Annotated in this window: 12 protein-coding genes and 2 pseudogenes; 5 read left to right on the top strand and 9 right to left on the bottom strand. The window is 64.6% G+C overall.

The features are described 5' to 3' along the window. From GJ631_RS19540 to GJ631_RS17540, 7 genes and pseudogenes are all read right to left on the bottom strand, one after another. Positions 1 to 116 (bottom strand): annotated as a pseudogene (locus GJ631_RS19540) (biotin/lipoyl-containing protein); the annotation flags it as partial. Positions 117 to 190: 74 nt separating this feature from the next. Next, positions 191 to 1,738 (bottom strand): annotated as a pseudogene (locus GJ631_RS17565) (acetyl/propionyl/methylcrotonyl-CoA carboxylase subunit alpha); the annotation flags it as partial. A 158-nt stretch (positions 1,739 to 1,896) separates the two neighbouring features. Further along, on the bottom strand, positions 1,897 to 2,142 hold the full coding sequence (locus GJ631_RS17560) for an acc operon protein (RefSeq protein WP_156710398.1): 246 nt from the start codon (positions 2,140 to 2,142) through the stop codon (positions 1,897 to 1,899). Positions 2,143 to 2,144: 2 nt separating this feature from the next. Further along, positions 2,145 to 3,689, bottom strand: coding sequence for an acyl-CoA carboxylase subunit beta (locus GJ631_RS17555; RefSeq protein ID WP_370518728.1), 1,545 nt, complete (start codon positions 3,687 to 3,689; stop codon positions 2,145 to 2,147). 94 nt (positions 3,690 to 3,783) lie between these two features. Then, entirely contained in the window at positions 3,784 to 5,100 is a 1,317-nt protein-coding gene (locus GJ631_RS17550) for a sodium-dependent transporter (protein ID WP_156710395.1), read from the bottom strand. A 76-nt stretch (positions 5,101 to 5,176) separates the two neighbouring features. Continuing rightward, on the bottom strand, positions 5,177 to 5,884 hold the full coding sequence (locus GJ631_RS17545) for an SDR family oxidoreductase (RefSeq protein ID WP_156710394.1): 708 nt from the start codon (positions 5,882 to 5,884) through the stop codon (positions 5,177 to 5,179). A 104-nt stretch (positions 5,885 to 5,988) separates the two neighbouring features. Next, a complete protein-coding gene (locus tag GJ631_RS17540) occupies positions 5,989 to 6,639 on the bottom strand; it encodes a helix-turn-helix domain-containing protein (protein WP_197425178.1) in 651 nt (216 codons plus the stop codon). 84 nt (positions 6,640 to 6,723) lie between these two features. On the opposite strand from GJ631_RS17540, the gene GJ631_RS17535 reads away from it, so the two are divergent. The 4 genes from GJ631_RS17535 (at position 6,724) to sucD (ending at position 10,438) form a co-directional block, all read left to right on the top strand. After that, the gene (locus GJ631_RS17535) at positions 6,724 to 7,485 is read left to right on the top strand and encodes a hypothetical protein (protein WP_231754026.1); all 762 of its coding nucleotides are present in this window, start codon (positions 6,724 to 6,726) and stop codon (positions 7,483 to 7,485) included. Positions 7,486 to 7,489: 4 nt separating this feature from the next. Continuing rightward, positions 7,490 to 7,657 carry a hypothetical protein gene (locus GJ631_RS19135; RefSeq protein WP_231754025.1) on the top strand — a complete coding sequence of 56 codons (168 nt, stop codon included), beginning with the start codon at positions 7,490 to 7,492 and terminating at the stop codon, positions 7,655 to 7,657. Between the two features lie 766 nt (positions 7,658 to 8,423). After that, complete coding sequence (sucC, locus tag GJ631_RS17530) at positions 8,424 to 9,569, top strand: ADP-forming succinate--CoA ligase subunit beta (RefSeq protein ID WP_156710392.1); 1,146 nt, start codon at positions 8,424 to 8,426, stop codon at positions 9,567 to 9,569. Beyond that, positions 9,566 to 10,438, top strand: coding sequence for a succinate--CoA ligase subunit alpha (gene sucD, locus GJ631_RS17525; protein WP_156710391.1), 873 nt, complete (start codon positions 9,566 to 9,568; stop codon positions 10,436 to 10,438). The genes sucC and sucD overlap by 4 nt, the downstream gene beginning before the upstream one ends. A 21-nt stretch (positions 10,439 to 10,459) precedes the next feature. On the opposite strand, the gene GJ631_RS17520 is transcribed toward sucD, so the two are convergent. Next, positions 10,460 to 11,440, bottom strand: coding sequence for a hypothetical protein (locus tag GJ631_RS17520; protein ID WP_156710389.1), 981 nt, complete (start codon positions 11,438 to 11,440; stop codon positions 10,460 to 10,462). Positions 11,441 to 11,516: 76 nt separating this feature from the next. Here GJ631_RS17520 and GJ631_RS17515 point away from each other — a divergent pair, with 76 nt between their 5' ends. Continuing rightward, positions 11,517 to 12,311, top strand: coding sequence for an SDR family NAD(P)-dependent oxidoreductase (locus GJ631_RS17515; protein ID WP_156710388.1), 795 nt, complete (start codon positions 11,517 to 11,519; stop codon positions 12,309 to 12,311). Positions 12,312 to 12,368: 57 nt separating this feature from the next. On the opposite strand, the gene GJ631_RS18810 is transcribed toward GJ631_RS17515, so the two are convergent. Continuing rightward, positions 12,369 to 12,592, bottom strand: a 224-nt coding sequence (locus GJ631_RS18810; RefSeq protein WP_197425176.1) for a hypothetical protein, incomplete at its 5' end; no start/stop codon positions are given.

The following is a 12,592-nucleotide window of genomic DNA, read 5'->3' as shown; positions in this document are numbered from 1 at the left end:
TTTTCCATCTTCATCGCTTCGAGCACGCAGATGACGTCACCGGATTCGACGGTGTCGCCCTCCGCGACGTTCACTTCGAGGATGGTCCCCTGCATCTCGGCGCTGACGACTTCGCCTTCGGCGGAAACGGCGGGGGCGCTGCCGCCGCCACCGCCTCCCCCACCGCCGCCACCACCGCCGCCTCCGCCAGCGGCGCCCGGTGCGGGACGGGCTGCGGCCATCTCGCGCGCTCTTCGAGGTTCACCTGGAAGCGCTTGCCGTTGACCTCGACGGTGAACTCCCGTTCGACGACCTCCTCGTCGCTCTCGCTTCCGGTGTCACCGGTGCCCCACCTCTCCTGGGCCTCGTCGAGGCGGTCACGGTCGAGGTGGTGGTCGAGATACTTCGTCGTATGGGTGCCCGCGGTGAACTCCTCGTCTTCGAGCATCAACCGGTGGAACGGAATGATAGTCGGGATACCCTCGATGTCGTACTCCGCGAGCGCCCGCGCGGAGCGCGCGAAGCACTCCTCGCGGTCCTCGCCGTGGACGATGAGTTTCGCTATCATCGAGTCGTAATCGGTGACGAGGTCGTCGCCCTGCCGGGCCGCGTCGTCGAGTCGGACGCCGATACCGCCCGGCGGGTCGTACACGTCGAGTTCCCCACCCGAGGCGGGTGCGAAGTCGTTGGCCGCGTTCTCGGCGTTGATGCGGTACTCGATGGCGTGGCCGTCGAGTTCGACGTCGTCCTGTTCGAAGGTCAGCTCCTCGCCGGCGGCGACCCGAAGTTGCCACTTGACGATGTCGATACCCGTCAATTCCTCGGTGACACAGTGTTCGACCTGGATGCGGGTGTTGACTTCGAGGAAGTAGAAGTTCGCGTCCGGACCGAGCAATTCCCCGTCCTCGCGGTCCTCTTCCTCGACGAGGAACTCGAAGGTGCCGGCGTTGTAGTAGTCGGCCTCGTCGGCGCCGCGGCGGGCGGCCTCGCCGATTTTCTCCCGGAGTTCGTCCGAGAGCGCCGGCGAGGGCCCCTCCTCGATGACCTTCTGGTGGCGACGCTGGAGCGAACAGTCACGCTCGCCGAGGTGGCGGACGTTGCCGTGTTCGTCGGCGAGAATCTGGACCTCGATGTGTCGAGGTTCCTCGAGGTAGCGTTCGAGATAGACTGAATCGTTGTCGAAGTACGCCTCACCCTCTCGCTTGGCTGTTTCGAGTTGCTCTTCGGCCTCTTCGGGGTCGCGGACGATTTTCATCCCGCGGCCGCCGCCACCACCTTCGGCCTTGATGGCGATTGGGTAGCCGTTCTCCTCGCCGAACTCGTGGACCTCCTCGACGGTGTCGACGGGGTCGGTCGTCCCGGGGACGATTGGCACGTCGGCAGCGTCCATCACCTTCCGGGCCTTGGTCTTCTCGCCGGCCTGCTCCATCGACTCCGAGGACGGGCCGACCCACGTGATACCCTCGGTGCCCTCGACCTTCCCGGCGAACTCGGCGTTCTCCGCGAGGAAGCCGTAGCCGGGGTGGATGGCGTCGGCGTCGGCCTTCTCGGCGGCCTCGATGACGCCCTCGTGGTCGAGATACGAGTCGGCCGCCCGCGCGGGACCGATGTTGTACGCTTCGTCGGCGTAGCGGACGTGGCCGCTGTGTTTGTCGGCGTCGCTGTAGACGGCGACGGTGTCGATACCGAGGTCATCGCAGGCGCGCATCACGCGCACCGCGATTTCACCCCGGTTGGCGACGAGTACCTTGTCGAACATCGTATACTGGTCCACCGACGGAGAACTTGTCATTCTATCGGTTTTCACGATTTTCAACAGCACACAAATTTATCGTTTATTTGCGTACACCGCATCGATTGTGGCGGTTTACTCGCACCCTGTGTCGGCGTACCGAGGGTCTGTCAGCGGAGAAACAGTCAGCGGAACGGCATCCGTTCGGTGCGGCCGGCGGCGCTCCAGGCATCGTCGGGTGCTCCCGCTGGCGTGCGAATCCGCCGGCCCTGTAGGGAGTCGACCCGACCGCTGAACCGCCACCGGCGGTCGTTCCAGTCGGTCGTCTCCTCGTCTTCGTCGTCGCCGTCGGCGTTGACGTGTGCACGGATGACGGCGGCGATGGCGGCGGCCTCGTCCTTGTTGGCGTCGTCGGGAACGTTCAGGCGCATGCTCACAGCGGGATGTTGCCGTGTTTGCGGTCCGGCGTGTCCTTGCGTTTGGATTCGAGCATCTCGAGGTCGCGGATGAGTCGCGGCCGCGTCTCCTTCGGCTCCAACACGTCGTCGACGAATCCGCGTTCGGCCGCCGTGTAGGGGTTGGCGAACTGGTCGCGGTACTCGTCGATGAGTTGCTGGCGGCGTGCTTCCACGTCGTCGGCGGCCGCCAGCTCGTCGTCGTAGAGGATGTTGACTGCACCCTTCGGCCCCATGACGGCGATTTCGGCGGTGGGCCAGGCGTAGTTCACGTCGGCTTCGAGGTGTTTCGAGGCCATCACGTCGTAGGCGCCGCCGTAGGCTTTCCGTGTGATGACGGTCAGAAGCGGCACCGTTGCCTCGCTGAAGGCGTACAGCAACTTCGCGCCGTGTTTGATGATGCCGCCGTGTTCCTGGTCGGTACCGGGCATGAAGCCCGGAACGTCGACGAACGTGACGATAGGGATGTTGAAGGCGTCACAGAACCGGACGAATCGGCCGCCTTTCAGCGAGGCGTCGATGTCCAGCGTGCCGGCGTTGACTCGCGGTTGATTGGCGACGATGCCGACCGACCGGCCGTCGAGACGGCCGAACCCGGTGACGAGGTTGCGGGCGTACCCCTCCGCCACCTCGAAGAAGGAATCTTCGTCGACGACGCGGTCGATGACATCGACGATGTCGTAGGGTTTCTGCGGTTCGGCGGGCACCACGTCGGCCAACTCTTCGTCGCGGCGCTCGGGGTCGTCCCACGGTTCGACCCGCGGCGGGTCCTCGACGTTGTTCGAGGGGAGATACGACAGCAGATACCGGATATCGTCGAGTGCCTCCTTCTCGGCGGCCGACGAGAAGTGTGCGACGCCGGATTCCTTGGTGTGGGTGGAGGCGCCGCCCAACTCCTCGAAACCGACCTCCTCACCGGTGACCGTCTCGATGACGTCCGGGCCGGTGATGAACATGTGGCTGGTCTCCTCGACCATGAAGATGAAGTCCGTAATCGCGGGCGAGTACACCGCGCCGCCAGCGCACGGCCCCATGATGGCCGAAATCTGGGGGACGACACCGCTTGCTTTCTGGTTGCGGTGGAAGATGTCCGCGTACCCAGCGAGCGAGTCGATGCCTTCCTGAATTCGGGCGCCGGCAGAGTCGTTCAGTCCGATAATGGGCGCGCCGGTTTCGACGGCGCGGTCCATCACTTTACACACTTTCTCGGCGAAGGCCTCGCCGAGGGACCCACCGAAGACGGTGAAGTCGTGGGCAAAGACGAACACCTGCCGGCCGTCGACCTCGCCGTAGCCGGTGACGACGCCGTCGCCGTACGGCTGGTCGTCGTCCATCTCGAAGTTCGTGCTGCGATGGGTTTTCAGCTGGTCGAACTCCTCGAAGGTGCCGTCGTCGAGGAAGTACTCGATTCGCTCGCGAGCGGTCATCTTCCCCTTTTCGTGTTGTTTGGCGATGCGCTCCTCGCCACCGCCCTTCTCGGCGTCCCGTTTCAGCTCGCGTAGTTCCTCGATCTTGTCGTCCATTGTCAACCCAGTTGGCGGGAAAACGGGGAGCCACGAAAAAGGGTTTCCGCTATCGGGACAGCGACGACGAACCGCGTGAGTTCAGGGGGCGTCGCTACAGCGGCGCACCGGTCAACTCGAAGAGGCTCAACGCGACCGTTCCGAGGACGGCCAGGAACACGATGGAGCGAATCGACCACAGCCACACCGTACCGACCGTTTCGAACCCGTCGGCTCCCTTTCGAATCTCCTCGACGGCGTCGTCGGCGAGCACCCAGCCGACGAAGACGACGACCAGCAGGACGGCCGTCGGCAACAGCAGGTTCACGCCGATGGCGTCGAACCACGTCAGCCACGCGGTGTCCAGCGCCGAAGGGATGCCGAGTGCGAAGACGATGCCACCGAGTAGCACCGTCGTTCGACGGCGTTCGAACCCGTAGGTGTCGACGAGATGGGAGACGACGACCTCCAAAAGGGAGATGGCCGACGACAGCGCCGCGACGGCCACGATGAGGAAGAAGACGAAGCCGACCGCCGACCCGAACGGCACGTCCGAGAGTGCGGTCGGAATCGAGACGAAAATCGCGCCGGGGCCGGCCTCACCGTAACCGCCACCCTGAACCGCCAACAGCGGAAAGACGACGAGTCCAGCCGTAATGCCGATGAGCGTGTTCGTCAACGCGATGGCGCCGCCGTCGACGAAGAGGTTCTCGTCGTCGTCGATGTAGGAGGCGTACGTTATCATCACCGCAAACCCGAGCGACAGCGAGAACAGCGCCTGTCCCACCGCCGCCGGAACGACCGTCTGGTAGTTTTCCATGAGTGCACCGAAATCAGGCGAGAGGAAGTACTGATAGCCGGCGCCCGACCCCGGGAGCGTAAAGGCGTACACCGCCAACCCGACGAGTAAGATGACGATACTCGGCACCATCACTTTCGTCGCCTTCTCGATGCCGCCGCGGATGCCGAAGGCGACGATGCCGACGGTGACGAGCATGAACGCGGCGTGGAGGGCGAGCGCCTCCGGCCCGGCGGAAACCGCCCCGAAGTACTCACCCGGGGCTTCGAGATAGCCGCCGGTGACGCTGGCGCCGATGTAGCGGAACACCCACCCGCCGACGACGCTGTAGTACGACAGCGTCCAGAAGCCGCCGAAGACACCCAGGGCGCCGACCGCACGCCAGCCGGGGTGGTCGAGTGCGTCGAAGGCGCTGATGGCGCTGATGTCGGCACGGCGTCCGACGACGAACTCAGCGAGTATCGCCGGCAATCCGATGACGACGACCGCGAGTAGATACACCAACAGGAACGCCGCGCCGCCGAACTCGGCGGTCTGGTAGGGGAACCGCCAGATGTTCCCCAGGCCGACCGCCGACCCGATGGACGCGAGGATGAATCCGATTCGTGTTGCCCACGTTTCTCTGTCTGTCATCGGTCGAATGCCGGAGGTGGGGACGCAAAAATGACGCTATTCGAAGGTAGGCGCGTTGCCGCGTCACACGCTCACGTTAGGCTTCGCCGTACACCGGCACTGCCGCGCCGCTCGTTACCGTCGCCTCGTCGGAGCAGAGGAACATGACCACGTCGGCGATGTCGCCGGGGTCGACCCACGAGTCGTGGTCGGCGTCGGGCATCATCTCGCGGTTCATCGGCGTGTCGATGACGCTCGGCATGATGGCGTTGGCCCGGAGTTCGCCGAGGTTCTCCTCGGCGACGGTTTCGGTCAGGAGTCGAACGCCCGCCTTCGAGGCGCGATACGGACCGTCTCCCTCACCACCCTCCAGCGACGACCGCGCCGACACCGAGACGATGGCACCGCCGGTCTCTCTGAGGTGCGGAATCGCGTGTTTCGAGGCGAGAAACATCGACTTGAGGTTCACGTCGAACAGCATATCGAACTCCGAGACGTCGGTGTCCTCGATGGGGTCGCCACCGCGCCACGTGCCGGCGATGTTACACAGTGCGTCGAGACGGCCGTGGTCGTCGACGACGGCCGAAACGGTGTCGCGGACGCTGTCCTCGTCGGTGGCGTCGGTTTCGTAGAACTCGACGGCCGAGGAGTCGACCAGCGCGTCGTCATCGCTCGGCGCGACGATGTCCGCAGCACACACCGTCGCCCCGGCCGCATCGAAAGCCTCGGCGATGGCACTTCCGAGAGCCCCGCTTGCCCCGGTTACCAACACGACCGCTCCGTCGAAATCGTATTCTACTGCCATACTGCCCGTAGGGGCGCGTGCCGCATAAAATCGCGTGGCGGGTGAAACGAAACGACCACTTCCGCTCGCTGGCGGAAATTTATATACGAGGTTTGGATGCGGGCCTACTCCCGAAGCGCCCGCAACACCTTCCCCTCGATTCGTCGGAGGTGTTCACCGACCGTCGCGGGAGCCAGTCCGACAGCGTCGGCGACATCGGCCTGTGTGCCGCGGCGCGGTTCCTCGTAGTAGCCGGTCGCGAGGGCGGCGTCGAGAACTTCCAGTTGTTTGTCGGTGAGCAGCGACTCCGGGCGGTTGTGCTCGGGGGCGTACGCGCCGATTTCGACCAACTCGACGTGAAGGTCGTCGGGGAGTCCGTCCAGGGCGTCCTGCAGCGTCGCGTCGTCGCCGACGGCGGATATCTCCAGGCGGCCGTCCGAGAGCCACCGTATCGGAGTTCGGACGACCAGTTCGTGTGACCGGCGCAGCGTCAACAGCGCCGCCGCAGTATCGGTCTGCTCGAAGTGGACGAAAACGTGGATGGTCTCGTCGGTAACGCTTGCGTGGAACGCCGAGATACCCGTCGACTCCGAGAGGATGGTTCGGAGTTCCTCGGCGTTGCCTCGCAGCCGACACAGTGCCACGCCGGTGCCGTCCTCCAGCATCGAAATCCCGTCGATGGCCACCCGTTCGATGTCGGGGTGGTCGGCTACGTCGCTGTCGGCCGGGTGGAGGCCGCTGTCGGGCGCCGACAGCCGAATCGTGGCGGTCCGCATATCCTTCCAGTCGAGTCCAGGAATAAAAAACACCCCGCAGATAACCGGGGGAGAGGCAAACATCTGTTAGTGTGTGACACGGTTATGGCACGACTGACCGACACGGACCGTGGAACGCGCGCGGACATGGACTCCTTCGCCGGCGGCTACTTCAGAAACGCCGTCTATCGCCACTGGGACCCCGACGAGGTCGATATCGCCGGAGACAGACGGGAATTACTCAACTACGAGGCGTCGTTCACCGGCGAGGAGTTCGACATGCTCAGACTCGCCGTCGCCCGCTTCGGCGGCGGCGAGGAGGCGGTTACCGAGGACCTCATGCCGCTCGGGCTCGCGCTCGACGGCACCGACGAACAGCTGTTTCTCACGACGCAGTTGTACGAGGAGGCCAAACACACCCGGTTCTTCGACCGCTACTGGGAGGAAGTGTTGACGCCCGTCGCCGAGGAGCTCGGGATGGACGTGACCGACCCGACCGACGAGCGGTATCTCAACGACGACTACGTCGCGCTGTTCGACGCCGTCGAGGAGTCGATGGCCGCGCTGTTGGACGACCGTTCCCCGGAAGCGCGCGCCCGCGCTTACAGCCACTATCACATCGTCGCCGAGAGCGTCCTCGCCCAGACCGCCTACTACAGTTTGCAGTCGGCGTTCAGTTCAAGCGGTGACGACGACGTCGTCACACGCCCCCCGGTCGGAACTGCCGGACCTCGACGGCCTCGTCGAGGGCATCGCACGGATTCGCTCCGACGAGGGTCGGCACGTCGGCTTCGGAATGCACCAAGTACGGAACCTCATCCAAGAGGAAGATGTCGACGAAACTGTCGTTCGGGAGGTGCTGACTGAACTGATGCCACACGTCGCCGGGATATTCACGGATATCGAGGGACCGGTCGACCACGGCGCGCTCGTCGCCTACGCTCGGAAGAAACTCACGCGCCGACTCGACATCATCACGGAGGCCGACGCCGAAGTCCCGCCCGTCGACGACCTCGTCGCCATCGAACGGGCGGGCTAACCGTATGCAACCCGACCATACCGGCTCCCGGGCCACCCAATAATCCGGTGTCGTCCCGAACGGTCAGAAGGGCTAAGTCGTCTGCTACCGTATACCAATCCGGACGGCACGTTTTACAACGGCCGACGGGGCACAACCCCCCACCTCCCGCGAATCCGCGGGCCCGTCGTCCGACGCCGTCCATCCCGACGAAACCGGACCCCGTAGCCCCCCGTTTCCTCGTTCGTGTTAATAAATGACCTAGACTAGCCGGGTAAATCCCTATTCTTAACAAGGTCGTATCGGTGGATGCCGAGGTCACCTCCAAGCGGTGGTCGTCGGCACGACTCCGACCGTGATTCACCCCACTAGGTCGGTTCTCCCATTTCGGGCGGTGGTCCTCCCACCGCCGCCTCACGGAGGGCACCGAGTCGACACCGAAGGTGAACGCCCCCTGAACGAGACGTTACCCCGCTGACGCCATCTCGATGGAGAATAATCGCTAAATAACTTTACCGGTCAAGCCGGTAGCGTGTCGTGGGCGCCGGCCGTCCGAGTTCCCCCATCCCCACTACGGTGTTGGCGCCCTGCGGCGGGGGTTCCAGCGGCGGACGATTCACCCCGCCGTACGATTCCTCTCCGACACAACGTGTTGAGCGTTTAGCGTACTCACGGCAGGGATTTTCTCCCGTCCGTGGACGTGCGTCGGGTTTACAGCGATATTTTTCGAGCCGCCAAGCCAGCAAAGGGCACGATTTAAGCGGCTGCCACTCGCCGTTCGAGGTGGATGAAACTTCACGAGTACCAAGCGAAGGGTGTCTTCGCCGACGCCGGGGTACCGGTCCCGGACTCGAAGCTCGCGTCGACCGTCGACGAGGCGGTCGATGCGGCCGAGGACATCGGCTACCCCGTCGCTATCAAAGCGCAGGTACAGGTCGGTGGTCGTGGGAAGGCCGGTGGCATCGAGTTGGTCGACAACGCCGAGGAAGCCCGCGAAGCCGCCGAGAACATCATCGGGATGGACCTCAAGGGCCTCCACGTCGACCGCGTTCTCGTCGAGGCAGCCGTCGACTTCGTCAACGAGCTGTACGTCGGCGTGACGATGGACCGAAACGAGGGCGAACCCGTCGCGATGGTCTCGACCCGCGGGGGCGTCAACATCGAGGAGGTCGCCGCCGAGGACCCCGAGGCCATCGAGCGCGAACACATCGACCCCGCCTTCGGGATGCAGCCCTACGAGTCCCGGAAGGCCGTCTACGAGGCCGGCGTCGACCGAGAGGTCGCCGGCGACGTGGCCAGCGTCCTTCGGACGCTGTTCCAGTTGTGGGACGACTCCGACGCGACCGAAATCGAGGTCAACCCGCTGATGATTACGGCCGACGGCGACGTCGTCGCCGCCGACGCCGTGATGAACATCGACGACGACGCGTTGTTCCGGCACCCCGACCTCGCCGAGATGGAGGACGAGGCTGCAGAGGACGACCTCGAAGCGAAGGCAAACGAGTACGGATTCGACTACGTCCGACTGTCGGGTAACGTCGGCATCATCGGCAACGGCGCCGGACTCGTGATGACGACGCTGGACCTCGTCGACTACTACGGGGGCGAACCCGCCAACTTTCTCGACATCGGCGGCGGCGCGAAGGCCGAACGCGTCACCAACGCCCTCGATATGGTGTTCTCCGACGAGAACGTCGACGCGGTCGTGTTCAACATCTTCGGCGGCATCACCCGTGGTGACGAGGTGGCGAAGGGTATCAACGAGGCTCTGGAGAGCTTCGACGAGATTCCCAAGAAGGTCGTCGTCCGACTCGCCGGCACGAACGCCGAGGAAGGCATGGACATCCTGAACACCGACCTCGTGACCGTCGAGGTGACGCTGGAGGAAGCCGTCCAGCGAGCCGTCGAATACGCCGAGGAGGAAGCACAATGAGCATCTTAGTCGACAACGACAGCCGCGTCGTGGTACAGGGCATCACTGGCGGCGAGGGGAAGTTCCACACCCGCCAGATGGTCGAATACGGAACGAACGTCGTCGCCGGCGCCGTCCCCGGTAAGGGCGGCCAAGAAGTCGACGGCATCCCCGTCTACGACACCGTCGACCGCGCCGCTCGCGAGGAGAACGCGGACACCTCGGTCGTCTTCGTCCCGCCGGCCTTTGCCGCCGACGCGCTGTTCGAGGCGCTCGACGCGCCGCTTGACCTCGTGGTCGCCATCACCGAGGGCATCCCCCAACAGGACATGTCGAAAGTGTACCGGAAGCTCCGAGAGACCGATACACAGCTCGTCGGTCCGAACTGTCCCGGCGTCATCACGCCCGGGCAGGCTAAACTCGGCATCCTGCCGGGCAACATCTTCGAGAGCGGTAACGTCGGGTTGGTCTCCCGGTCGGGGACGCTGACCTACCAGGTCGTCGACAACCTCACGAAGCGGGGCATCGGTCAGACCACCGCCGTCGGCATCGGCGGCGACCCCATCATCGGCACCGACTTCGTCGACGCCCTCGAGATGTTCGAGAACGACCCCGACACGAAGGCCATCGCCATGTGCGGCGAAATCGGCGGCGAAGACGAGGAGGAGGCCGCCCGCTACATCGGCGAGTACATGGACACGCCGGTCGCCGGCTTCATCGCCGGCCGCACCGCCCCGCCAGGCAAGCGGATGGGTCACGCCGGCGCCATCGTCTCCGGTGGCGGCGGCACCGGCACCGCCGAGTCGAAAATCGACGCGCTCAACGATGCGGGCGTCCCCGTCGGCGACACGCCCGAGGAAGTCGTCGACCACATCGAAGGCTTCCTGTAACCGACGCGTCCGACCTGCGTTTCACTCGCTTTTTAACACGAACGGTCCCGACGCCAGCGACCGCTTCGTCACCGCCGACACCCGGAGGACGTACGCCGTGAGGACCGCGAAGGGTGCCAACGCGACGGTGTAGGCCGCACCGGTGAACGCGTAGATGTTCGGAACGCCCAGCGTCTTCCCGGGGACGAGTTTGCCGTCGACGACCAAAATCGCATACGAGATGATGAGGATAGCGGGAATCGAGGCGTAGATGAGGTCCCGCGAGAAGTTGGCGAACTCCCGTTCGAAGTACAGCGATTTGAAGTACTGGCGGGCAGTGCTGAAGTACTCCAGAGCATCGAGGAGATCGGTCATCTCCTCGTCGATGCCGTCGGGGAAATCGCCGTCGTGTCGGGATTGGAACTGTCTGACCGCCTGCTGTTGTTCGGCGTAGTCGAACGCCAACGCCGTCAACAGCATATCGATAGTTCGGAACTCGGTTTCGGCGAGCGTTTCCTCGATGGGTTCGACCTCGCCGACGAGTCCGTCGATGAGCGCGTTGACCTCCTCGGCGACGGTCTCGTCGCTGTTCTCGACGGCGGCACGGATTTCGTCGGCGTGTTCGCGAATCGCCCGCGAGAGAGCCTCCAGGAAGTTCGCCGGTTCCGCGGGACTCACGTCGACTTCGAGGACGTTCTCGGTCTGCTGACGGAACTCCCGGGAACCGCTGATGTGGTCGCGGTAGCCGTCGATGGAGGCCAACTCCCGTGAGACCGACAGCGAAGTGACCGAGACGACGATGGACACGAGCAGGATGACGCCGCTCAACAGGGTGTTGAGGATGGACGCGACCGCACCCTGTTCGTCGAGGAGTTGGTTCACCTCCGAGGGAGCGAGGACGCCTATCGGCACGAGAGTGAGGAAGACGCCGACCAGCAGCCAGCCGACGACGACGCGTCGGTTCCCGGTCAGCAGAACCCAACGAACGGCGCGCCCCCGTCTCGTGTCAGCCCGATACGGCATGTTCGTGTCGGCTCACGAACTGGACGGTAAAACACCCACCGATACCGTGATACCGGCGGCCTTCGAGGGAGCGGATATGCCGACAGACCAGTTCAGCGTCGACGGCTGTAACGCCATCGTCACCGGTGCCTCACAGGGTATCGGTCGAACCATCGCGGAGCGACTCGCCGCCGACGGCGCTAACGTCGCCATCTGTTCTCGGTCACAGGACCGCGTCGACCCCGTCGCCGAAGGGATTCGGGAGGAGGGCGGCACTGCCCTCGCCGTGGAGTGCAACGTCCGCGAACCCGACGAGGTCGAGGCGTTCGTCGAGGCCACCGTCGAGGAGTTCGGCGGCGTCGATTTGCTCGTCAACAACGCCGGCGGCGAGTTCGTCGCCCCCTTCGAGGACATCTCCGAGAACGGCTGGAAGGCCATCGTCGACCTCAACCTCCACGGCACCTTCCACTGCACGCAGGCCACAGGCGAGTACATGCGCGAGGGAGACGGCGGCTGTATCATCAACCTCTCCAGCGTCAACGGCCAACACGCCGCACCGCACGAGAGCCACTACAGCGCCTCGAAAGCCGCCATCATCCGGCTGACCGAGACGCTATCCGTCGAGTGGGCGCCATACGGCATCCGCGTCAACTGCGTCGCCCCGGGACTCATCCAGACGCCCGGCGTCGCCGAGACGCTCGGCATTCAGGAAGAGCAGATGCCACCGCGGGAGACGGTCGACCGACGCATCGGCCACACCGAGGACATCGCGGACGTGGTTCAGTTCCTCGCCAGCGACGCCGCGGCGTTCATGACCGGTGAGACGGTGACGGTCAAGGGCGTCCCGCGCGCCGGCAATAGCTTCGACGTCGACCTCGGTCTGGACGGGTAACGAACCGTATCGACGCGCAAATCAGTTTTCGCAGTGAGAGAACGGAGGAACCGACCGTTAGAGGATTCCGAGTAACCCGTCGTTGCTGCTCGTGCTGCTACTGTCATCGCCACCGAGGATGGGGTCGGTGATGGGGTCGAGCGTGCCGTTCTGTTCGGGGGTCGGCGTCGGTTCTGGTGTGGGTTCCGGCGTCGGCTCCGGGGTCGGCTCCGGCGTCGGTTCGGGAGTCGGCTCTGCTGTTGGTTCTGGTGTGGGCTCCGGTGTGGGCTCAGGCGTCGGCT

The organism is Natronomonas sp. CBA1123 (assembly GCF_009741925.1).
Lineage (GTDB): Archaea > Halobacteriota > Halobacteria > Halobacteriales > Haloarculaceae > Natronomonas.
This window is presented reverse-complemented; position numbering and strand designations above follow the sequence as displayed.